This window comes from Uliginosibacterium aquaticum (assembly GCF_012972705.2).
Lineage (GTDB): Bacteria > Pseudomonadota > Gammaproteobacteria > Burkholderiales > Rhodocyclaceae > Uliginosibacterium > Uliginosibacterium aquaticum.
Map to the genome: position 1 here is coordinate 1,624,833 of NZ_JABCSC020000001.1, position 20,351 is coordinate 1,645,183.

19 protein-coding genes are annotated in these 20,351 nt (G+C 60.8%); 6 read left to right on the top strand and 13 right to left on the bottom strand.

What is annotated here, in order from left to right; genetic code table 11:
• Positions 1-66: 66 nt before the first annotated feature.
• Genes HJ583_RS07245 through HJ583_RS07255 form a run of 3 tightly spaced genes read left to right on the top strand, consistent with a single transcriptional unit; the run spans position 67 to position 4,354 of the window.
• Positions 67-2,385, top strand: a complete 2,319-nt coding sequence (locus tag HJ583_RS07245; protein ID WP_101942895.1) for a DNA translocase FtsK — start codon at positions 67-69, stop codon at positions 2,383-2,385.
• A 21-nt stretch (positions 2,386-2,406) separates the two neighbouring features.
• Positions 2,407-3,018, top strand: coding sequence for an outer membrane lipoprotein chaperone LolA (lolA, locus tag HJ583_RS07250; protein ID WP_170021252.1), 612 nt, complete (start codon positions 2,407-2,409; stop codon positions 3,016-3,018).
• A gap of 10 nt (positions 3,019-3,028) precedes the next feature.
• Positions 3,029-4,354 (top strand): replication-associated recombination protein A, encoded by a 1,326-nt coding sequence (locus tag HJ583_RS07255; RefSeq protein WP_170021253.1) that lies wholly within the window; start codon positions 3,029-3,031, stop codon positions 4,352-4,354.
• Here HJ583_RS07255 and HJ583_RS07260 read toward each other — a convergent pair.
• Entirely contained in the window at positions 4,351-4,608 is a 258-nt protein-coding gene (locus tag HJ583_RS07260; protein ID WP_235943708.1) for a hypothetical protein, read from the bottom strand. The two genes, HJ583_RS07255 and HJ583_RS07260, sit on opposite strands and share 4 nt — an antisense overlap.
• Positions 4,609-4,878: 270 nt before the next feature.
• Between HJ583_RS07260 and serS the strand changes: the two genes are divergently transcribed.
• Complete coding sequence (gene serS, locus HJ583_RS07265; RefSeq protein ID WP_170021254.1) at positions 4,879-6,168, top strand: serine--tRNA ligase; 1,290 nt, start codon at positions 4,879-4,881, stop codon at positions 6,166-6,168.
• A 56-nt stretch (positions 6,169-6,224) separates the two neighbouring features.
• On the opposite strand, the gene HJ583_RS07270 is transcribed toward serS, so the two are convergent.
• The 5 genes from HJ583_RS07270 to grpE all read right to left on the bottom strand — a co-directional run bounded on the left by HJ583_RS07270 (position 6,225) and on the right by grpE (position 11,217).
• Entirely contained in the window at positions 6,225-6,908 is a 684-nt protein-coding gene (locus tag HJ583_RS07270) for an LrgB family protein (protein WP_170021255.1), read from the bottom strand.
• The gene (locus tag HJ583_RS07275) at positions 6,905-7,330 is read right to left on the bottom strand and encodes a CidA/LrgA family protein (RefSeq protein ID WP_170021256.1); all 426 of its coding nucleotides are present in this window, start codon (positions 7,328-7,330) and stop codon (positions 6,905-6,907) included. The genes HJ583_RS07270 and HJ583_RS07275 overlap by 4 nt, the downstream gene beginning before the upstream one ends.
• Before the next feature lie 92 nt (positions 7,331-7,422).
• Positions 7,423-8,553 (bottom strand): molecular chaperone DnaJ, encoded by a 1,131-nt coding sequence (gene dnaJ / locus HJ583_RS07280; RefSeq protein WP_170021257.1) that lies wholly within the window; start codon positions 8,551-8,553, stop codon positions 7,423-7,425.
• 85 nt (positions 8,554-8,638) lie between these two features.
• On the bottom strand, positions 8,639-10,564 hold the full coding sequence (gene dnaK, locus HJ583_RS07285; protein ID WP_170021258.1) for a molecular chaperone DnaK: 1,926 nt from the start codon (positions 10,562-10,564) through the stop codon (positions 8,639-8,641).
• A gap of 89 nt (positions 10,565-10,653) precedes the next feature.
• Positions 10,654-11,217, bottom strand: a complete 564-nt coding sequence (gene grpE, locus HJ583_RS07290) for a nucleotide exchange factor GrpE (protein WP_170021259.1) — start codon at positions 11,215-11,217, stop codon at positions 10,654-10,656.
• 140 nt (positions 11,218-11,357) lie between these two features.
• Between grpE and HJ583_RS07295 the strand changes: the two genes are divergently transcribed.
• Positions 11,358-12,722, top strand: a complete 1,365-nt coding sequence (locus tag HJ583_RS07295; protein WP_170021260.1) for a serine/threonine-protein kinase — start codon at positions 11,358-11,360, stop codon at positions 12,720-12,722.
• A gap of 87 nt (positions 12,723-12,809) precedes the next feature.
• Here the strand turns inward: HJ583_RS07295 and HJ583_RS07300 are convergent, their stop codons facing one another.
• On the bottom strand, positions 12,810-13,814 hold the full coding sequence (locus HJ583_RS07300; protein WP_170021261.1) for a hypothetical protein: 1,005 nt from the start codon (positions 13,812-13,814) through the stop codon (positions 12,810-12,812).
• Positions 13,815-13,981: 167 nt separating this feature from the next.
• Here HJ583_RS07300 and HJ583_RS07305 point away from each other — a divergent pair, with 167 nt between their 5' ends.
• A complete protein-coding gene (locus HJ583_RS07305) occupies positions 13,982-14,833 on the top strand; it encodes an SPFH domain-containing protein (protein WP_101942876.1) in 852 nt (283 codons plus the stop codon).
• A gap of 80 nt (positions 14,834-14,913) precedes the next feature.
• Here the strand turns inward: HJ583_RS07305 and fliN are convergent, their stop codons facing one another.
• From fliN to fliI, 6 genes are all read right to left on the bottom strand, one after another.
• Positions 14,914-15,348 carry a flagellar motor switch protein FliN gene (fliN, locus tag HJ583_RS07310; protein WP_170021262.1) on the bottom strand — a complete coding sequence of 145 codons (435 nt, stop codon included), beginning with the start codon at positions 15,346-15,348 and terminating at the stop codon, positions 14,914-14,916.
• A complete protein-coding gene (gene fliM / locus HJ583_RS07315; protein ID WP_170021263.1) occupies positions 15,341-16,372 on the bottom strand; it encodes a flagellar motor switch protein FliM in 1,032 nt (343 codons plus the stop codon). Before fliM ends, fliN begins: the two co-directional genes overlap by 8 nt.
• A 29-nt stretch (positions 16,373-16,401) precedes the next feature.
• The gene (locus HJ583_RS07320) at positions 16,402-17,001 is read right to left on the bottom strand and encodes a flagellar basal body-associated FliL family protein (protein WP_170021264.1); all 600 of its coding nucleotides are present in this window, start codon (positions 16,999-17,001) and stop codon (positions 16,402-16,404) included.
• 118 nt (positions 17,002-17,119) lie between these two features.
• Positions 17,120-18,376 carry a flagellar hook-length control protein FliK gene (locus HJ583_RS07325; RefSeq protein ID WP_170021265.1) on the bottom strand — a complete coding sequence of 419 codons (1,257 nt, stop codon included), beginning with the start codon at positions 18,374-18,376 and terminating at the stop codon, positions 17,120-17,122.
• A 94-nt stretch (positions 18,377-18,470) separates the two neighbouring features.
• On the bottom strand, positions 18,471-18,926 hold the full coding sequence (gene fliJ / locus HJ583_RS07330) for a flagellar export protein FliJ (protein ID WP_170021266.1): 456 nt from the start codon (positions 18,924-18,926) through the stop codon (positions 18,471-18,473).
• A 10-nt stretch (positions 18,927-18,936) separates the two neighbouring features.
• On the bottom strand, positions 18,937-20,349 hold the full coding sequence (fliI, locus tag HJ583_RS07335) for a flagellar protein export ATPase FliI (protein WP_170021267.1): 1,413 nt from the start codon (positions 20,347-20,349) through the stop codon (positions 18,937-18,939).
• Positions 20,350-20,351 lie beyond the last annotated feature (2 nt).

The window sequence follows — 20,351 nt, forward strand, 5'->3', positions numbered from 1 at the left end:
GCGGCCGCGAGAGCAGCCAGCCCGCGCGGTATAATCGGCCGCATCCTGTCTGCCCCCGGCAACCTCATGTTGTTCAGAGCCTCTTCGCGTCCCGCAAGTCAGCCCCTGCCAGAAAAGATCGGCCTCCTGTTGCGCGAGGCCGGCTGGCTGCTTCTGGGGGCTGCGGGCGCTTATCTGACGATGATCCTCGCGGGCTACAGCAAGGCCGACCCGAGCTGGTCCCATGCCGTTGAGGTTGGCCAGATTGCCAATCCTGGCGGGCGCTTCGGCGCCTGGTTTGCCGATATGCTGCTCCAGCTCTTCGGTAGCTCGGCCTGGTTGCTGGTGGTGCTGATGTTCTGGGGGCTCTTCCTCGGCGGGCGTCGTTTCCGCAACGAGCTTGAATCCGACCGCCGCTCGTTGTTCATCGTGCTGGCAGGTTTTGTAATCCTGTTGCTGACCAGTTGCGGCATTGAAGCGGTGCGCTTTCATACCAGCCATGCCCTGTTGCCGGGCCAGCCCGGTGGCGTGATCGGTACCGAGTTTGGCCGACTGGTGGTGCGCTATCTCGGTTTTACTGGCGGCACGCTGCTCATGCTGGCAGCGTGGGCGGGTGGCTTGAGCCTGTTTGGCGGTTTCTCGCTGGTCGAAGCAGTGGAGAAGCTTGGGCTGGGCTTGGAGCTTTCGTGGGCCTTCATCCTGCGCAAGCTGCATTCCTGGCGTGATCGTCAGGCGGGCAAGGAAATTGCTGTCAAACGCGAAGAAAAGGTCAAGCGCGAGCGCAAGAAACGTGAGGATGCGCCGCCGGTGGCGATCCATATCGAACCGGTCATGAAGGCCGAGCCGCTCAAGATCGTTGAGGCCCCGAAAGCGGACAAGGAGCGCCAGGTTGGCCTGTTTGGCGAAACGCCTGCGGGCGCCGGCCTGCCCGGTTTGACCCTGCTGGATGCGCCGAGCAACGACGTGGAGCCGCCGTCTGTCGAAACCCTTGAATACACTTCGCGCCTGATTGAACGGAAGCTGGCGGACTTCGGTGTCGAGGTGAAGGTGCTGGCGGCTTATCCCGGCCCAGTAATCACGCGCTACGAAATCGAGCCAGCCATCGGTGTGAAGGGTGCCCAGATCATGAATCTGGTCAAGGATCTAGCGCGCGCCTTGTCGGTGATGAGCATCCGGGTGGTCGAAACGATCCCAGGCAAGGCCTGCATGGGCCTCGAAATTCCGAACGTGAAGCGCCAGACCGTGCGTCTCTCGGAAATCATCGGCTCCAAGGTCTATCACGACATGCATTCGCCGCTGACCGTGGCGCTGGGCAAGGATATCGGCGGCAACCCGGTGGTGGCGGATCTTGCAAAGATGCCGCACCTGCTGGTGGCGGGCACGACCGGTTCGGGCAAGTCGGTGGGCATCAACGCGATGATCCTGTCGCTGCTCTACAAGGCCGAGGCGGACAAGGTGCGTCTGATTCTGGTAGACCCGAAAATGCTGGAACTGTCTGTTTACGAAGGCATTCCGCATCTGCTGGCGCCGGTTGTGACCGACATGAAGCACGCGGCGCATGCGCTCAACTGGTGTGTGGGTGAGATGGAGCGCCGCTACAAACTGATGTCCGCCATGGGCGTGCGTAACCTGGCTGGCTTCAACAAACAGATCGCTGATGGGGTGAAGGCCGGCTCACCGATCAAGAATCCTTTCTCGCTGACTCCCGAAAATCCCGAGCCACTGGAACACATGCCGCTGATTGTGGTGGTGATCGACGAGCTGGCCGACTTGATGATGGTGGTCGGCAAGAAGATCGAGGAGCTGATTGCGCGTCTGGCGCAGAAAGCGCGCGCGGCGGGTATTCACCTTGTGCTCGCCACCCAGCGCCCATCAGTGGATGTGATTACCGGCCTGATTAAGGCCAATATCCCGACGCGCATGGCCTTCCAGGTCTCCAGCAAGATTGATTCGCGCACCATCCTCGATCAGATGGGGGCTGAGTCCCTGCTGGGCATGGGGGACATGCTCTATCTCGCCCCTGGTACCGGTTTTCCGACGCGGGTGCACGGCGCTTTCGTGGACGACAAGGAAGTCCACAAGGTGGTCGAGTATCTCAAAAGCACTGGTCAGCCCAATTACATCGAAGGCATGCTGTCGGGCGCCACGGAAGAGGGCGGCGAGCTCAGCTCTGACATCTTCGGCGAATCCGGCAACGGCGGTGGCGAAGCCGATGAGCTTTACGACAAGGCCGTGGCGGTGGTGCTGCAGACCCGTCGCCCGTCGATTTCGCTGGTGCAACGCCATCTGCGCATTGGCTACAACCGCGCGGCGCGCCTCATCGAACAGATGGAGCAGGCTGGCTTGGTGTCGTCGGCCAATGCCACGGGTAACCGCGAAGTGTTGGCACCTGCCCGCGAGCAATAACTCTTTTCCGGAATTTCCTGTATGAAAAAACTGCTTCTTTCGCTGCTGTGTCTGGCGGCGCCGACACTTGCTTCTGCCGCCGCTATCGAACAGTTGCAGCAGTTTTTGGACGGTAGCAAGACGGCGCGCGCCAGCTTTACCCAGAAAGTCATCTCGAAAACTGGCCGAGCCGGGCAGAACGCCTCCGGCACGATGAGCTTCCTGCGCCCCGGCAAGTTTCGCTGGGAGTACACCAAGCCTTACAACCAGCTGATCGTTGCTGATGGCAGCAAGCTGTGGAGTTACGACAAAGAGCTCAATCAGGTCGTGATCAAGCCGATGAGCCAGGCGCTCGGCGCCACCCCGGCAGCCTTGCTGGCGGGAAGTAATGATTTCCAGAAGAACTTCTCCCTGCGCGAGGATGGTGTTGCTGACGGACTGGAATGGGTGGAAGCCACGCCGCGCAGCAACGAAGCTGGCTTCGAACGGGTGCGTATCGGCATGAAAGGCAATCTGCCGCAGGCCATGGAAGTGCGCGACAACTTCGGCCAGCTCACCGTGCTGCAGTTTTCCGCTTTTGAACGCAATCCGGCGCTGCCGGCCGATGCTTTCCGCTTCACGCCGCCCAAGGGGGCGGATGTGGTGGGCGAGTAGGCCAGACTGAATGGCCGATCTTTTCTCAAGCCCGCCAGCGCCTGACAAGGTTCCACTTGCTGAACGTTTGCGGCCGCAGACGCTTGACGATGTGGTTGGCCAGATCCATCTGCTCGGGCCGGGCAAACCCTTGAGGTTGGCGGTGGAGTCTGGCAAGCCACACTCGATGATTCTGTGGGGGCCGCCAGGGGTGGGCAAGACGACGCTGGCACGCCTGATGGCACGACATTTCGATGCCGAGTTCATGGCCTTGTCGGCGGTGTTCGCAGGCGTCAAGGATATTCGCGAGGCGGTGGCTCAGGCCGAAATGCTGCAGGGCACCACCGGCCGCCGCACCATCCTGTTCGTGGATGAAGTGCACCGCTTCAACAAGAGTCAGCAGGACGCGTTCCTGCCTTACGTTGAATCCGGTTTGCTGACTTTCATTGGCGCGACCACTGAAAACCCGTCGTTTGAAGTCAATTCGGCGCTGCTTTCACGCGCCGCCGTGTATGTGCTGGATAGCCTCAAACCAGAGGATATGCAGCAACTTTTTGCCCGCGCCAGCCGTGAAGCTCTGCCGACACTCCGATTTACTGACGAAGCGCGCGATCGCCTGATCGGCTGGGCCGATGGGGATGCACGGCGTTTTCTGAACGTGCTGGAAACCCTGGAAACTGCATCCAGTGCTGCCGGGGTGAAGGAAATCACCGGGGAGTTCGCCGAATCGACGCTGGCCCAGAATCTGCGCCGCTTCGACAAGGGCGGCGAAGCTTTTTACGACCAGATTTCTGCGCTGCATAAATCAGTGCGTGGATCGAACCCTGATGCAGCACTCTACTGGTTCGTGCGCATGCTTGATGGTGGTGCGGATCCGCTGTATCTGGGACGGCGCATCGTGCGTATGGCTGTAGAGGATATCGGCTTGGCCGATCCACGCGCGCTGACGATGTCGCTTGAAGCCTGCCAGACTTACGAGCGCCTCGGCTCACCCGAGGGCGAACTGGCACTGGCTCAGGCGGTGCTGTATCTGGCGGTGGCCGCCAAATCGAATGCGGCCTACATGGCCTACAACGAGGCACGCCGCTTCGTGAAACAGGACGTTAGCCGTCCGGTACCGATTCATTTGCGTAATGCGCCGACCAAGCTCATGAAGGAGCTGGGCTACGGCAAGGAATACCGCTACGCACACGATGAACCTGGCGCTTATGCTGCGGGTGAGGATTATCTGCCAGAGGGGATGCCTGCGATCAGCTGGTATGAGCCAACCGATCGTGGCCTGGAGGGCAAGATTGCCCAGAAGCTCGCCCACCTTAAGGGGCTGGATCGCGCGGCGCGAGACGCAGAGGATCGCTAGACCGGATGTGCCGAACGGAATTCGGCATACACATGAAGCACGTGTTCGGCTTTGTCGATAGCACCTTGCGTCATGGCGTCAGATACGAGGTCTGACAGGCAACTGCAGATCATCTTCACGCCTTCGTCGGTCTGCACCAGACTACAGGCCATCGGGCCGGCGATTTCCTGCGGGATGTGTTCGTGTTCGGCAAACAGTTCAACTTCTTCATCGGTCAGGTCACAGTAGTCCAGGCAGTCTTGCATCGTTAACATCTCGGGCTCCTCTGCTGCTTGTTCGCCTCGCCAAGCGCGGCTTTTTGAATTCGCTACACATTCCAAGCTAGAGCACAGTGATTTGATAGCCAGTTGCAATTGGCTATGCGGCTCCCTATGTGCAATTGCATTTGCCAATGTCAGCCCGAAAGCCTTGCTGGAAGGGCGCAATACGGGCAGGTATGCGACAAAACTTTGCGCTGCACAAAGGGCTGAACGGACGCCTCGTGTAAACTGCGTGCTTCCAAGAAATCCGCCATCCAGATCACCATGCTCGATATCCAGCTTCTCCGCTCCCAGCTCGACGCCGTTGCCCTGCGCCTGGCCAAGCGTAATTTTGTGCTCGACGTAGCCGCCTTCCAATCCATGGAAGACGAGCGCAAGACTCTGCAGACCCGCACTCAGGAACTGCAGTCCAGGCGCAACAGTCTTTCCAAGCAGATTGGTATGTTGAAGGGCAAGGGCGAAGATGCTTCGGCTGTGATGGCTGAAGTGGGTGGTCTGGGTGATGAGCTGAAAGCCTGCGAAGAGCAGTTGGGTGCTTTGCAGAGCCGCCTGAACGATTTTCTTGCGCGCATCCCGAACCTGCCGAATGAAGATGTGCCGGTCGGCAAGGATGAGTCGGGCAACGTAGAGGTGCGCCGCTGGGGCAGTCCGCGCGCTTTTGATTTCGAGGTCAAGGACCACGCTGACCTCGGCGAACCGCTGGGGCTGGACTTCGACACTGGCGCCAAGCTTTCAGGCGCGCGTTTTTCCTTCCTTAAGGGCGGCATGGCGCGCCTGCACCGTGCGATTGCTCAGCTGATGCTGGATACCCAGACCGGCGAACATGGCTACACCGAGTGCTACACGCCGTACATCGTGAATCCGGACGTGTTGTTCGGCACCGGCCAGCTGCCCAAGTTTGCGGATGACATGTTCCGCGTGGAGCGTGGCGGTGAAGATGGTCAGACCCAGTACCTGATCTCGACTTCCGAAATTTCGCTGACCAATATCGTCAAGGACACAATCCTCAAGGCTGAAGATCTGCCACTCAAGCTTACCGCGCATACGCCGTGCTTCCGTTCGGAAGCCGGCAGCTATGGCCGTGACACCAAGGGCATGATCCGCCAGCACCAGTTCGACAAGGTCGAGATGGTTCGCGTCACCCGTCCGGAAGAGAGCGCAGCAGCGCTGGAGGAAATGGTGGGCAATGCGGAGGCGGTGCTGCAGAAACTGAAGCTGCCGTATCGGGTGGTGGCTTTGTGTACTGGTGACATGGGCTTCTCGGCTGCGCGTACTTACGATCTTGAAGTGTGGCTGCCGGCGCAAGGCACTTATCGCGAGATTTCTTCGGTGTCCAACTGCGAAGCCTTCCAGGCCCGCCGCATGCAAGCTCGCTACAAGGCTGAAACTGGCAAGAACGAGCTGGTGCACACCCTGAACGGTTCCGGCCTGGCTGTGGGTCGTACGCTGGTGGCTGTTCTGGAGAACTACCAGCAGGCGGATGGCTCCGTAGTCATCCCTGAGGCACTCAAGCCCTACATGGGTGGCCTCGAAGTGTTGAAGCCTCAGGCCTGATTCCTCCTGTTGCTCGCACGACAAAGGCTCCCTTGGGAGCCTTTGTCGTTTCCGGGTCAGAGTACGCGGGCTAGCCAGGGCGCCAGCAGCACCATCAGGATGCCAGCGATGATCATGGTCAGGCTTGAGATTACGCCCTCTTCGGTATCGCGCTTGTGGGCTGTGACCGTACCGACGGCATGTGCCCCCGCCCCGAACAGTGCACCTTTGGCCAGCGCTGAACGTACGGGGAGCCAACTCAGCAACCACTCACCCAACACCATGCCGATCAGCCCTGTGATGACCACGAACACGGCCGCCAATTCGGCCTGACCACCCACGGTCGGAGCCGCGGCGATGGCGAAAGGGGTGCTGATCGAGCGGACCGACAGGCTGCGCTCGATCATCTCCGGCAGGCCGACGAGGCGGCTCAACCAGATCGTGCTCAGGACCGCGACACTCATCCCGACCAAGACGCCGACGACCAGTGGGAACCAGTGACGACGGATGACCGCACGGTATTCAAAGATGGGCACGGCAAAAGCCACAGTGGCTGGGCCCAGCATGGCCGAGAGCCAGTGGCTCTGGGCGTTGTAGACAGCATAGGGCACGCGCGCCAGAAGCAGGATGGCGATCAGGATGGCGGGCACCGCAATGATGGGAGAGAGCAGGGTGTGCGTATAGCGGCGATGCAGCCCTCGGATGATGCTGTAGAGCAGCACGGTTAGCGCGAGCCAGAATAGGCCGGAAAGCAGTGTCATGGCTTGTCCTCAGGCACAGTCGATAGTCCTTCGCGGCGCCAGCGCGCCTCAAGTCGCCAGGCTAGATCCACTGCCAGTGCTGTCGCCACCATTACGCAGGCGGTGCTGCCGACAATCACCAACAAGATCGTCAGCAACTTGCCATCCAGCGCATCGCGGTATTGCAAGACGGCAATCACGACAGGAATGAAGAACAGCAGCATCTCGCGCAGCAGCCAGCCTGCACCATCGGCCAACCATTCGCGACGCAAGAGGCCCAGTCCGAGCAGGACCAGGGCCAGTGCGATGCCGGTAACGGTAGGTGGCAGGCCGTGTAGCCAGGTGCTTGAGAGTTCGATGGCGGCGAGCCAGATCAGGATCAGCAGGCCGATCTGCAGCAGGGTGCGGCAGAACTGGTGGAGGTGTGGGGGCAGGGCAGGCATTTGTGCGGCAATGAAACGAAGCCTTGTAATGATACGGCGCTGCACAAGAAAAAACCCGCCGGAGCGGGTTCTTTCTGAGTTTGCAGCCTTCTTCAGTCGGCAAAGAAGTCCTTGACCTTGTCCATCCAGGATTTGGCACGCGGATTGTGGCTGTCTCCGCCATCTTTGCAGATGGACTCGAACTCGCGCAGCAGTTCTTTTTGACGTTCGTTGAGCTTGACCGGCGTCTCGATCACCACATGGCAGTGCAAGTCACCATGGTAGCCACTGCGCACATTCTTGATGCCCTTGCCGCGCAGGCGAAAGACTTTGCCGGTCTGGGTCTCGGCCGGGATCTTGATCGCGGCAGCGCCATCGAGGGTCGGGATTTCTATTTCGCCACCAATCGCAGCGGTCACGAAGCTGATCGGCATCTCGCAGTGCAGATCATCCCCGTCACGCTCGAAGACTGCGTGCTGCTTGATATGGATCTCGACGAACAGATCGCCCGGAGGTCCCCCGTTTACGCCGGGTTCGCCGAAGCCTGCGTGGCGCAGACGCATGCCGGAGTCTATGCCGGCCGGGATCTTCACTTCCAGGGTCTTCTGTTTCTTCACGCGACCCGCGCCGTGGCAGTCGCCGCACGGGTCGGTGATGACGCGGCCGGAGCCGTGACATTTCGGACAGGTCTGCTGGATCGAGAAGAAGCCTTGCTGCATGCGGACCTGACCTGCGCCGCCACAGGTGCCGCAGGTCTTGGGCTGGGTGCCGGGCTTGGCGCCGGAGCCCTTGCAGGTGCCACATTCTTCCTGAACCGGAATGCGGATTGTCTTTTCGACACCGCGTGCAGCTTCTTCGAGCGATACCTCAAGGTTGTAGCGCAGGTCACCGCCGCGATAGACGCGTGCGCCGCCACCGCCACCGCCGCGGCCACCCCCGAAAATCTCGTCGAAGATTCCACCGAAGGCATCGCCAAAGTCCTGCCCAGCGCCGCCGAAGCCGCCATGGCCGGCAGACTGATCCACGCCGGCATGGCCGTAACGATCGTAAGCGCCGCGTTTCTGGCTGTCCGAGAGCATCTCGTAGGCTTCTTTGGCCTCCTTGAATTTCTCTTCAGCGCCCTTGTCATCCGGATTGCGGTCCGGATGGTGTTTCATGGCCAGCTTGCGATAGGCCTTCTTGATGTCGTCGTCCGAAGCGTCGCGGGCAACGCCCAGCACTTCGTAATAATCTCTTTTTGCCATGGGTCTTCCTCAAGGCAAGAGCGCAAAGAGCGTCTGCACTGCGGCGTGGCTCTTTGCGCTCCAGGCGCCTCTGCGGTGAGTGGAATTACTTCTTGTCTTTGACTTCAGTGAATTCCGCATCCACTACGTTGTCGTCTGCCGGCTTGGCTTCAGCCTGAGCGCCGCCTGCGGCCGCACCTTCAGCGGCTTGCTGCTGGGCGTACATGGCTTCGCCGAGCTTCTGGCTGACCGTTGCCAGGGCTTGTGCCTTGGCTTCGATTTCGGCCTTGTCGTCGCTCTTGATGGCGTCTTCCGCGTCCTTCAGAGCCGCTTCGATCTTGCCCTTCTCTTCAGCAGAAACCTTGTCGCCGTGCTCGCTGAGCGCCTTCTTGGTTGTGTGGATCAGGCCGTCGCACTGGTTGCGAGCCTCGACCAGTTCGTGCTGACGCTTGTCTTCTTCAGCGTGGGCTGCGGCATCGTTCACCATCTTCTGGATTTCGTCTTCCGACAGGCCAGAGTTGGCCTTGATGGTGATCTTGTTTTCCTTGCCGGTGGCCTTGTCAGCAGCCTTCACATGCAGGATGCCGTTGGCGTCGATGTCGAAGGTTACTTCGATCTGCGGCATGCCGCGCGGGGCGGGGGCAATGCCTTCAAGGTTGAACTCTCCCAGCAGCTTGTTGCCGGCGGCCATTTCGCGCTCACCTTGATAGACCTTGATGGTCACGGCCGGCTGGTTGTCGTCAGCGGTCGAGAAGACCTGTGCGTGCTTGGTCGGAATGGTGGTGTTGCGCTTGATCATGGCGGTCATCACGCCACCCAGGGTTTCGATACCCAGGGACAGTGGCGACACGTCCAGCAGCAGCACGTCCTTCACGTCACCCTTCAACACGCCACCCTGGATCGCGGCACCTACAGCCACGGCTTCGTCCGGGTTTACGTCCTTGCGGGCTTCCTTGCCGAAGAACTCCTTGACCTTCTCCTGCACCTTGGGCATGCGGGTCTGACCGCCGACGAGGATCACGTCATCGATGTCGGAGATCGACAGGCCGGCATCCTTGAGTGCCTTGCGGCAGGGCTCGATCGTGTTGTTCACCAGCTCTTCGACCAGCGATTCGAACTTGGCGCGCGTGATCTTCATGGTCAGGTGGGCCGGAGCGCCGTTGGCCATGGTGATGTAGGGCTCGTTGATTTCGGTCTGCTGGCTCGACGACAGCTCGATCTTGGCGCGCTCGGCCGCGGCCTTGATGCGTTGCAGGGCGATGGCGTCCTTCGAGAGGTCGATGCCGTTGATGGTCTTGAACTCGGCCACGATGAAATCGATCAGGCGCTGGTCAAAGTCTTCACCACCAAGGAAGGTGTCGCCGTTGGTGGCGAGCACTTCGAATTGCTTATCGCCATCCACGTCGGCGATTTCGATGATCGAGATGTCAAACGTACCGCCGCCCAAGTCGAACACGGCGATCTTCTGGTCCTTCTTGCCAACCTTGTCGAGGCCGAAGGCGAGGGCAGCAGCGGTCGGCTCGTTGATGATGCGCTTCACATCCAGACCGGCGATGCGGCCGGCGTCCTTGGTGGCCTGACGCTGGCTGTCGTTGAAGTAAGCCGGAACGGTGATCACGGCTTCGGTCACTTCTTCGCCGAGGTAGTCTTCGGCGGTCTTTTTCATCTTGCGAAGAACGTCTGCGGAGATTTGCGGCGGGGCCATCTTCTTGCCGCGCACTTCCACCCAGGCGTCGCCGTTGTCAGCCTTGACGATGGCGTAGGGCATCATATTGATGTCCTTCTGCACTTCCTTCTCTTCGAAGCGGCGGCCGATCAGGCGCTTGACGGCATAGAGCGTGTTCTTGGCGTTGGTCACGGCCTGACGCTTGGCGGGTGCGCCGCACAGAACTTCGCCTTCTTCCATGTAAGCCACGATGGACGGCGTGGTGCGCGCACCTTCCGAGTTTTCGATCACCTTGGGCTGGCCGCCTTCCATGATGGCCACGCAGCTGTTGGTGGTGCCGAGGTCAATACCGATGATTTTTGCCATGTTCAAAGCTCCTTGATGTCTTTCCGGGAAGCGCGGGTGCGCGCTTCGCATTCATTCCTGTTACTGAAGTGGGGGCATGCCCCTCGATTTCAAGCCGATTGGGCGACAGCGACCAGCGCCGGGCGCAGCACACGGCCTTCCAGTGCGTACCCCTTCTGGAATACTTGCACGACGGTGTTCGCCGGCTGATCCGAGGGGACGGCGGAGATGGCCTGATGTTTGTGCGGATCGAACTTCTCGCCGAGCGGATTGATGTCCTGCAGGCCGCTCTTCTCGAAGGCCTTGGCGAGGTTCTTGAGGGTCAGATCGGCGCCTTCGCGGATGGCTTCCAGGCTGGCACCTTCGACGGCGAGCGTCTGCTCCAGGCTGTCTTTCACCACCAGCAGTTCATTGGCGAACTTCTCGATAGCGAACTTTGCGGCTTTGCTGATGTCTTCCTGAGCACGGCGGCGCACGTTTTCGGTTTCGGCCTTGGCGCGCAGCCAGGCATCATGGTGTTCAGCAGCCAGCAATTCGGTCTGGCGCAACTGCTCTTCGATACTCGGCAAGGTGTCAATGTTTGCCTGGACCTGACCGTTGTCAGCGTTTTTGGGGTCTTGAGGGCTGCTTGCCGGTTCCAGATCCTGCTCGAGACTATCCTGATTTTGCGACATCAAACGTGCTCCTGAATTGAATCCAGAGGCTCAGATGGGGCATTGACGCTGTTTTTCAAGCGCTTTCCTTCTTTTTTTTTATGATCTTTGTCACACTCCCATCTGGGCCGGAGTGTGACCGGCAGGGGGCAGGGTAAGTCATGGCGGATATGCCGGAACGCGTCGGGAAATACAAGATCATCCGCGAGATCGGGCGGGGGGCGACGGCCGTCGTTTACCTCGCCGAAAATCCGTATTACCCGGAGCCCGTGGCCCTCAAATACATCTCCTTCCGCGACAAGGCCAAGGATGAAGCCAAGTGGAACCGGCGCCTGCTCAAGCTCTTGCGTGCCGAGGGCTCGGTGGCGCGGCGCCTGGATCATCCGAACATCATCAAGATCTACGAAGCGGTGATCGAGAAGGATGAAGCCTACGTTGTGATGGAGTATTTCCCCGGCGGTTCGCTGGAGGATTTCTGCAGCTACGAAAAGATGCTGCCGGTGCATCGCACCACCAGCATCATTTTCAAGGTGGCCATGGCGCTCGATTACGCCTACCGCCAGGGTATCGTGCACCGCGACATCAAGCCGGCAAACATCTTGGTCGATAGCACGGATAACGTGAAGATCACCGATTTCGGTCTGGCGATGAACGTGAACAAGAAGAGTGCCGAGGATTCGACCTTCATCATGGGGGTGGGCTCGCCGGCCTACATGTCACCCGAGCAGATCAAGAACTACCCGCTCAATCAGAAGACCGACCTTTACTCGCTGGGCGTGGTGCTCTTCCACATGCTCACCGGGCGCTTGCCATTCCGGGCCAAGAACCCGGCGCAACTGGTCTACAAGATCATCAATACCGATCCACCCTCGGCCAGCGCGCTCAACCCGGATGTGCCGGAAGCCATGGATACGGTGATCCGCAAGTCACTGGAGAAGGATCTGTACTCGCGCTACAAGAATGGTGCGGAGTTCGCCAAGGATCTCTCCGGGATCCAGTTCAAGATTTACGATGAAAGCGATGTCGTTCCGGATGGCTCGCGTTTCGCCCAGATTCGTCGGCTGGCGTTCTTTACCGAGTTTGACGACATAGAGATTTGGGAAATCGTGCGGTTTTCGGCCTGGCGTGTGGCGGAGCCGATGACCCAGATTGTGCGCGAAGGCACTACCGATCAGCGTTTTGGCATTCTGCTCGAGGGTGAGGTGGAGCTTTCGATTAATGGCAGGGTGGTGTCCGTTATCGGCCCGGGCGATTGCTTTGGTGAAACGGCGTATCTGGACAGTATCAACCACCGCCAGGTGTGCTCAGTGGTGAGCAAGAATTTCGTGCGCTATCTCGAAATCACTCCGGCCGCACTGGCCTTGACCTCCGAAGAGTGTCTTGAGCACTTCCGTGAGCGTCTCATGACCACTGTCGTGCAGCGTATGGCACGGGCCGATGCGCGCCTGGCAGAGCAGGGCGCTCCGGCCCTGCGCGCTGTTAATGTCACCAGTTCCAGCATGGAGCTGACACTGGTGGATGACTGATCCCGCAGTGGATCTGCATCCGGTTCAGGGGGCGCGCGAGAGTCGTTCAGTGCTTGCTGAGCTGCCGCGCGAGGGCCGATAGCCCTCTCAGACCACCAGATCTACTTGCTGGATCCCGCGCGCTTCACCTGCTTCGGTGAGGAAGATGCCGCTGCTGCGCACCATTCCCAGTGTTTCTCCCTGATCCTTGATACTGAAGGGCGTTTGGCGGTGTTCCAGTGCTATAGCGCCGACGCCTGCTTTTGCCAGACTTTGTGAGCCGGTATCGGGGCGCCATACGCTGAGGGCTGCGAAGCTTGAGTCTGCTTCGTCGATCCAGCCATTGCCATCCTCATCCAGTTCGGCCAGTTCGCTGAAGCCATTGCCTGAACTTGGGCCGAAGAGCTCGCTGCCGTCATCGATCTTCCCGTTGCCGTTGCGGTCCAGCGCGAGCCAAGCGCTCCCAGCACCGAGTCCGGCCAGCTTTTCCTTTTCCCCATCCATATTGAGATCGAAGGACCAGGCGCCAGCTTGCAGGCGTACCTGGTCTGTAGCCAGATTCAGGACCAGCGGATCGGTCGCTTTGGGCGTGTTGCCGGCTTCGATCAGCAGGGTGCTTTCCTGGCGCTCATAGCGCTGCATCGCGAGGTCGAGCGAAAAGTTGATGCGGCGGCCGTCCGCCGTGCTCACTTCTCCACTGGCGCTGAAGGCCGCGAATTCAAACTCTTCATGGACCTGGCGGGCTTCGATGCGTACAGACCACTGTGGTTCTGTGGCTGATGTTGCAGCGGGGGCTGGCGTGCCTGGCGAGCTCGAGGCGTCGCTGCTCGTTGCGTCCAGGCTGCCCGGGTCGAAGAGTTCGATCTTGCGCCCGGTGATGGCTTCAATGACCGCGATGAGCAGCTTGAGGCGGCTATCCATGGACGGCTCGCCCTCCTCGGAGGCCGCTTCGGCTTGTTGCGCAGCCAGTCCTTGCGACGAGAGCTCTGCCTGGGTCTGAGGCGGGCGGCTAGAGAGGCTCTCGAGCTTGAATGTGAAGCTGCTCTCCTGGCGGGTGCGCTGCCAGACGAGTGCTGTTCCTTCCGTCTGGAAGTCGCTGTGTGTGATTTTCATGCGTTTCTCCTGTGGCCCTTGTTGATGCGGCCATCTGTAGGAGGATTACCGGCGCAGCAGGGAGATGCTTGAATTCCTGATGGGGGGACGCCCCCTTCAAGGGCAGGTGGCGATGCCATTGTGGCAGCGCGTTATGATGGCCTCTTTATCGTGGGTAGGAGCTGAGCATGGAAGGCTTGTTTGTTGTTGTAGCCCTGCTGGTGTTCGTGATTGTGACGATCGCCAAGGGTGTGCGCATCGTGCCGCAAGGCGATGAATGGATCGTCGAGCGCTTGGGCAAGTATCTGACCACCATCAAGCCCGGCCTCAGCATCCTGATTCCTTATCTGGATGCGGTGGCCTACAAGGTCACTACCAAGGACATCATTCTCGATGTGCAGGAGCAGGAGGTGATCACGCGTGACAATGCGGTGATCCTTACCAATGCGATTGCTTTCATCAAGGTCACCGATCCGGTGCGTGCCGTGTATGGGGTGTCGAACTTCTCGGAAGCGATCCGCAATCTGGTGATGACGACCCTGCGCTCGATCATCGGCGAGATGGAGCTGGATGAGGCGCTGTCCTCTCGCGACAAGATCAAGGCTCGTCTGCGCGAGAGCATCGCGGATGAGGCCCTGGACTGGGGGATCAGCATCAAGACGGTGGAGATTCAGGACATCAAACCCTCTGAGTCCATGCAGCGTGCGATGGAGTTGCAGGCTGCCGCCGAGCGTGAGCGCAAGGCGGTGGTGACGCGTGCCGAGGGGAGCAAGCAGGCCGCGATCCTGGAAGCTGAGGCGCGCCTTGAGTCGTCCAAGCGCGATGCCAATGCGCAGGTGGCGTTGGCGACCTCCTCGGCTGAGGCTATCCGCCGGGTGACCGAGGCAATCGGCACGCACAGTACGCCGATGATGTTCATCCTCGGCGAGAAGTACATCAGCGCCATCGAAAAGCTGGCTGCGTCTGACAACGCCAAGATGGTCGTGTTGCCGGCCGATCTGCAGGAAGTTGTGAAGCGCTTCGTGTCGCCGCGCAGTTAGTGGCGTTTTGGCCTGTGTGGTGGAGCAATGAAAACGCCCCGGATAGGGGCGTTTTCATGGGTAGCGCTGACTGCGGGCCATCAGGTGCGGAGTTTTCGCACGCGCTCCGATGGTGTGATGATGTCGGTGAGACGAATGCCGAATTTGTCATTCACGACCACCACTTCGCCTTGGGCGATGAGGGTGCCATTGACCAGCACATCCATTGGCTCGCCGGCCAGCGCATCCAGCTCTACCACCGAGCCGTGGGCCAGTTGGAGGAGATTGCGGATCGAGATGCGGGTACGGCCGAGTTCGACGGTGAGCTGCACCGGAATGTCCAGGATCAGCTCGTAGTCGTTCATGCTGCCGGGCTTGGCGCCGCCATCGAAGTTCTGAAAGGCGACCGGCTGAGCCAGCGCTGCGGCCTCCTTGGAGGCAGCTACGGCGTCGACATCGGCCTGCTCCTGCATGGCCGCAGCCCAGTCGTCTTCACTGATCTGCTCTTCGGCGGTATTGGTATCTTCTTCAGCCATGGCTGTCTTCTCCTTGCACGCCCAGCTTTGTGGCGATCAGGTTGATTTCGGTGTCTTCCGGGCGGATGAATTTCTCCACCCGCAGGGCGTAGTGGCCACCCTGCACGCCATATTTGCATTCGAGTACCTTGACGCCATCGACGTGGGCCTCGATGTTTTCCGGGATCTCCAGCGGAACAATATCGCCCACCTTGAAATTGACGAGATCGCGCAGGCTCACTTTGGTGGTGCCCAGATCGGCGACGAGCTTCACATCCACCCCGTTGATCTGCTTGGACATGAGGCTGACCCAGCGCTTGTCCTGGGTGATGTGATCGGACTGCATCGAGCTGTAGAGGATGTCGCGGATCGGCTCGATCATCGAATACGGGAAGCAGATGTGCATGTCTGCCTGAGCGCCGCCGAACTCCAGTGTGAACGTGGTGGCCACGACGATTTCGCTGGGCGTGGCGATGTTGGCGAACTGCGAATTCATTTCGCTGCGGATGTATTCGAACTGGATCTGGAATACTGGTGACCAGGCACGCTCGTACTCGGCAAATACCACGCGCAGCAAGCCCTGGATGATGCGCTGTTCGGTGGCGGTGAAATCACGCCCTTCGACCCGGGAGTGAAAGCGGCCGTCGCCGCCGAACATGTTGTCGACGACGAGGAACACCAGGTTCGGATCGAAAACCACCAGGCCGGTGCCGCGCAGTGGCTTGGCCATCACGAGGTTCAGATTGGTGGGGACGACAAGGTTGCGGACGAACTCGCTGTACTTCTGCACCCGGATCGGACCTACCGAGACTTCCGCATTGCGGTGCATGTAATTGAAGATGCCGATGCGCAGGTAGCGCGCGTAGCGTTCATGGATCAGCTCGAGCGTGGGCATGCGCCCGCGCACGATGCGCTCCTGGGTGGCGAGGTTGTACGAGCGTATGCCGGTGCCGTCTTCGCCGCCGTGCTCCGGCTCGTCAACTTCACCGGTGACGCCCTTGAGTAGCGCGTCAACCTCTTCCTGAGAGAGAAAGTCCTGGCCCATCTGGCGCCTCTATGCTTTCTGCGGGATCTTTACTGCACGATGAATTGGGTGAAGAACACGGATACGACCGGGCCAACCTCTTCCTCTTCGGCCCCCTTCTTCTTTTTGCCCTTCTTTTTCGGCGGCGGCTCCCAGCCGAGCACTTCGTTCATGATGTCCTTCATCTCCAGCGCCAGCTCTTCGCGTCCATCCGGAGTGGTGATTTCGGAGGCTTTCTTGCCCGAGAGCAGCGAGAGGATTTCGTGGCGGATCTGCGGCATGAAGGATTTGACCGTATCACCCACATGCGCATCGATGACTCGCACAGAGGCAACGACCTGCAGGAACTGCTCGCCGTTCTCGGGCTGCAGATTCACCGTAAAGGGCTCCAGCGGCATGAAGACCGGGGGCTTCTTGGGGTCGTAAGCGGGCCACTGGTGTTCGGCATGGGAGCTCTCTGCGGTGGTTTCTTCCTCGCCGTCAGCCGCCGCCTTTTTCTTGCCCAGCAACATGAATGCGCCGCCGCCAATCAACCCGAGCACCAGTACGGCCACCACGATCAGGATGAGCAGTTTCTTGCTCTTCTTGGGGGGCGCAGCCTCACCGTCTGCGGCATCGTCTTTCTTCGGGGCTTCCTTGCTGGTTGCCATGATTGCTTGTCCTCGTCCTGTTCTGAGATTGTGCTGCCTGGTGTCAGGCCCTCAAGCCTTGAATAACGGACGTTGGCGGCCCTTTATGAAGGGTATTGCCAGAAAACTCATGATTCCCTCAGGCGAAGGTGTCGATCATTCCGCTGCCACTGCGGGCCCAGTTCGCGTGGCTGGCAGCCACAAGCGGCTCCAGACTGGCGGCATCGCGCTGGCCGTAGCTTCCGCCAGCGCTGCGCTGGCTGGGTGTGTCGCCCTGAGTCTGCTGGCCGCTGTTGCCGGCATTCACGTTGGCCTGGCCGAGCTGGATACCGGCATCGGCGAGCACTTCGCGCAGGCGGGGCAGGGCATCCTGAAGGGCTTCGCGTGCGATAGGGCTGGCGGCTACGAAGCTGGCACTGGCCTGATCGCCATTGAGATTGATCGAAACCTCGATACGCCCCATCTGCGGCGGGTTCAGCACGAGCTCAGCGCGGCCCTTGTCCTGGGTAGCGACCCAGCTGATCTTCTGGCCCACTTCATCAGCCCAGCCGCGCGTCGCGACCGGGGTGCTAACTTCGTGGCGCGGCACTACCTCGTTCGGGCGTGCTGCTTGCAGGCCTGGATGGGTCTGGCTTGACTGGCTGGCTTGAGAGGCCTGGTTCTGAGCCAGCGTCAGCTCGCTGGCGAAACTGTTGCTACGGTCGCTGCCCTGGTCGGAAGCGCGGGTAGCCGTTGCCGCAGGATTGAACTCCACGTTATCTGCGCTGGCTCGTTCGCTGATGCCGGCGCCTGCGGGCAGGTCCTTACCTTCCGCACCCCGCCGCGTGTCAGTAACACCAGTAGTGTCTGCGAGCCCTTTTCTGCTCTCTTCTGAGCCAAGCGTCGAGCCATTTGAGCCGCTTTGGGCGGCGCCTTGGCCGGCAAGGTTTGCCGCTGCCGCAGCAAGGGCTGCCGCTGCACTTGCCGGATCCTGCAAGGGGATGGCCGCTGCAGGCTGATCGCTAAGCAGGGCCAGGGACGGATCGGTGGCCAGGGTTTCGTCCTCCGTACCGATCTCGTCCGAGTCGGACTCGGCCTGCGTTGCATGAGCGTCTCCTAGCAGCAGCGCCAGCTTGGCTGCATCGCCGGGCAGGGGGCTGGTGCTGTCGTCAGCGGTCTCCTCCTGCTTGCCCGGAGCCTGGGCGGAAGCCTTGTCCGGCAAGCCTTCTGCTTTGCTGGAGGGTTTGCTTTCGGTGGGCTTGGGGGCCTTCTCGGCAGCCTGGGTGCGTGACTTGAGAACCTGGGAAAAGCTCGGTTGGTCCGGCTGCCCGGTTTGTGCCGAACTGCCCTGTGGGGCGCCATTGCGCGGAGCGACCGGGGCGATTGCGGCAAGTGCGGAAACGGTGTTGGCGGCCATGGCCTGTTACCTCGATGTGCGGTGCTGTGCGCTCATCTTTGCAAGGGCTGTGCCAAGTGTCGATTAAGGGCCTTGGCGGCAGGCATGGCGCTCTTCAGCTACCGCCTTCGTCCTGCTGGCGACGGTAGTGCTTGATCGCGTGCTCGTCGCTGAGGCGTTGTTCCTGCTTGTTCTGGCGCTGCATTTCCTGCAGGTGCTGGCGCTGGCTGAGGGTGTCGAAAGCTTTCGCGCGGGAGTGCTCGGAGGCCCACTTTTCCTGCCCTTTGACGGTGGCATCGCGGGAGTTGTCGACCATCGCCTGCTGGGCGCGGATGGCGTCGTCGAGTTTGCCAAGGAAGGCGCTGAAGTTGCGCAGGGCGGAGAGATCCAGGCCGTTGCGCGACATCTGGGCGAACTTGGCGTAGTACTCGCTGCGGTACTGCAGCAGCATGCCCAGCTTGGCTTCACAGGCTTGCTCACTGGAAATCAGCTCGCCGAGCCGGCGGGTGGCTTCGTCAACCCGGGTGTGGGCCAGATCCTGCAAGGTCTTGAGCGGGCTTTTGTGCGTCATGGGTACAGCCTTACATCGTCAAACCAAAGAGTCTGTGCAGTTGTTCGAGGCTGACCTCGTAATCGGCGCGCTCTTCAATTGCCTGCTGCAGAAAGCGTTCGAGCTCCGGGTACATGCGTACGGCTTCGTCCAGCAGCGGGTCGCCGCCGGGTTGATAGGCGCCAACCGCGATCAGATCGCGTGAGCGCTGGTATCTTGAGAATAGCTGCTTGAAACGCCGCACGAGATCGAAGTGGCTGGGCCGGATCAGGCCATGCATGGCGCGTGAGATGGATTGCTCGATATCCAGTGCTGGGTAGTGGCCCTGATCGGCGAGGTTGCGCGAGAGCACAAAGTGGCCGTCCAGAATGGCGCGTGCCGAGTCGGCGATCGGATCTTGCTGGTCGTCGCCTTCGGCCAGTACGGTGTAGAAGGCAGTGATCGAGCCGCCGCCATCGGGCCCGTTGCCGGCACGCTCGACCAGTGCCGGCAGGCGTGCGAAGACCGAGGGTGGATAGCCACGCGTAACCGGCGGCTCGCCGATGGCCAGGGCAATTTCGCGCTGGGCCATGGCGTAGCGGGTGAGTGAATCCATGATCAGCAGCACTTGCTTGCCCTGATCGCGGAAGTGCTCGGCAATGGTGGTGGCGTAGGCGGCGCCCTGCAGGCGCATCAGCGGACTGGTGTCGGCGGGCGCTGCGACCACCACCGAACGCGCCAGGCCGTAGGCGCCGAGGTTCTGCTCGATGAACTCTTTCACCTCGCGGCCGCGCTCGCCGATCAGGCCGACCACGACTACGTCGGCCGAGGTGTAGCGCGCCATCATCCCGATCAGCACTGACTTGCCTACGCCCGAGCCGGCGAAGAGCCCCACGCGTTGGCCGCGGCCGACCGTCATGAGCGCATTGATGGCGCGAATGCCGACATCCAGGCTGTTGGTGATGGAGGCGCGCGCCAGCGGGTTGATCGGGCGGCTTTGCAGCGAGCGGGTCTGGGTGGTCAGCAAGGGGCCCAGTGAATCGAGTGGCCGGCCGGCGCCATCCACCACCCGGCCGAGCATTTCGTCTCCCACCGGCAGGTGTTTTGCGCGGTCTGAGGCGCGGCGGCGCGGCTCTACCCGCTCGCTGGCCGTCGGCGTGGGCTGTACGGGTTCGTTGGGCATGACCGGTGCGCCAGGCGCGAGGCCGATCACATCGTCGGTGGGCATCATGTAGAGCTTGTCACCGTTGAAGCCGACGACCTCTGCCTCCACCGTGCCACCACCCGGCACCATCACGCGGCAGCCCGAACCCAGGGGCAGTTTGAGGCCAGCGGCTTCCATCACCATGCCGTTGATGCGGGTGAGCCGCCCGAGGACCTGGAAGGGCGGGGTGGCGCGGGTGAGCTTGCGGCAGTCGCCGAGAAAGCCTTTCCAGACCGGAGCGAAATGCTCACGCGAACTCATGC

What these genes read in the sequence shown, in the direction of transcription:
- HJ583_RS07245 (WP_101942895.1), top strand. Translation starts at nt 67, where the DNA reads ATGTTGTTCAGAGCCTCTTCGCGTCCCGCAAGTCAGCCCCTGCCAGAA.
- lolA (WP_170021252.1), top strand. Translation starts at nt 2,407, where the DNA reads ATGAAAAAACTGCTTCTTTCGCTGCTGTGTCTGGCGGCGCCGACACTT.
- HJ583_RS07255 (WP_170021253.1), top strand. Translation starts at nt 3,029, where the DNA reads ATGGCCGATCTTTTCTCAAGCCCGCCAGCGCCTGACAAGGTTCCACTT.
- HJ583_RS07260 (WP_235943708.1), bottom strand. Translation starts at nt 4,608, where the DNA reads ATGTTAACGATGCAAGACTGCCTGGACTACTGTGACCTGACCGATGAA.
- serS (WP_170021254.1), top strand. Translation starts at nt 4,879, where the DNA reads ATGCTCGATATCCAGCTTCTCCGCTCCCAGCTCGACGCCGTTGCCCTG.
- HJ583_RS07270 (WP_170021255.1), bottom strand. Translation starts at nt 6,908, where the DNA reads ATGACACTGCTTTCCGGCCTATTCTGGCTCGCGCTAACCGTGCTGCTC.
- HJ583_RS07275 (WP_170021256.1), bottom strand. Translation starts at nt 7,330, where the DNA reads ATGCCTGCCCTGCCCCCACACCTCCACCAGTTCTGCCGCACCCTGCTG.
- dnaJ (WP_170021257.1), bottom strand. Translation starts at nt 8,553, where the DNA reads ATGGCAAAAAGAGATTATTACGAAGTGCTGGGCGTTGCCCGCGACGCT.
- dnaK (WP_170021258.1), bottom strand. Translation starts at nt 10,564, where the DNA reads ATGGCAAAAATCATCGGTATTGACCTCGGCACCACCAACAGCTGCGTG.
- grpE (WP_170021259.1), bottom strand. Translation starts at nt 11,217, where the DNA reads ATGTCGCAAAATCAGGATAGTCTCGAGCAGGATCTGGAACCGGCAAGC.
- HJ583_RS07295 (WP_170021260.1), top strand. Translation starts at nt 11,358, where the DNA reads ATGGCGGATATGCCGGAACGCGTCGGGAAATACAAGATCATCCGCGAG.
- HJ583_RS07300 (WP_170021261.1), bottom strand. Translation starts at nt 13,814, where the DNA reads ATGAAAATCACACACAGCGACTTCCAGACGGAAGGAACAGCACTCGTC.
- HJ583_RS07305 (WP_101942876.1), top strand. Translation starts at nt 13,982, where the DNA reads ATGGAAGGCTTGTTTGTTGTTGTAGCCCTGCTGGTGTTCGTGATTGTG.
- fliN (WP_170021262.1), bottom strand. Translation starts at nt 15,348, where the DNA reads ATGGCTGAAGAAGATACCAATACCGCCGAAGAGCAGATCAGTGAAGAC.
- fliM (WP_170021263.1), bottom strand. Translation starts at nt 16,372, where the DNA reads ATGGGCCAGGACTTTCTCTCTCAGGAAGAGGTTGACGCGCTACTCAAG.
- HJ583_RS07320 (WP_170021264.1), bottom strand. Translation starts at nt 17,001, where the DNA reads ATGGCAACCAGCAAGGAAGCCCCGAAGAAAGACGATGCCGCAGACGGT.
- HJ583_RS07325 (WP_170021265.1), bottom strand. Translation starts at nt 18,376, where the DNA reads ATGGCCGCCAACACCGTTTCCGCACTTGCCGCAATCGCCCCGGTCGCT.
- fliJ (WP_170021266.1), bottom strand. Translation starts at nt 18,926, where the DNA reads ATGACGCACAAAAGCCCGCTCAAGACCTTGCAGGATCTGGCCCACACC.
- fliI (WP_170021267.1), bottom strand. Translation starts at nt 20,349, where the DNA reads ATGAGTTCGCGTGAGCATTTCGCTCCGGTCTGGAAAGGCTTTCTCGGC.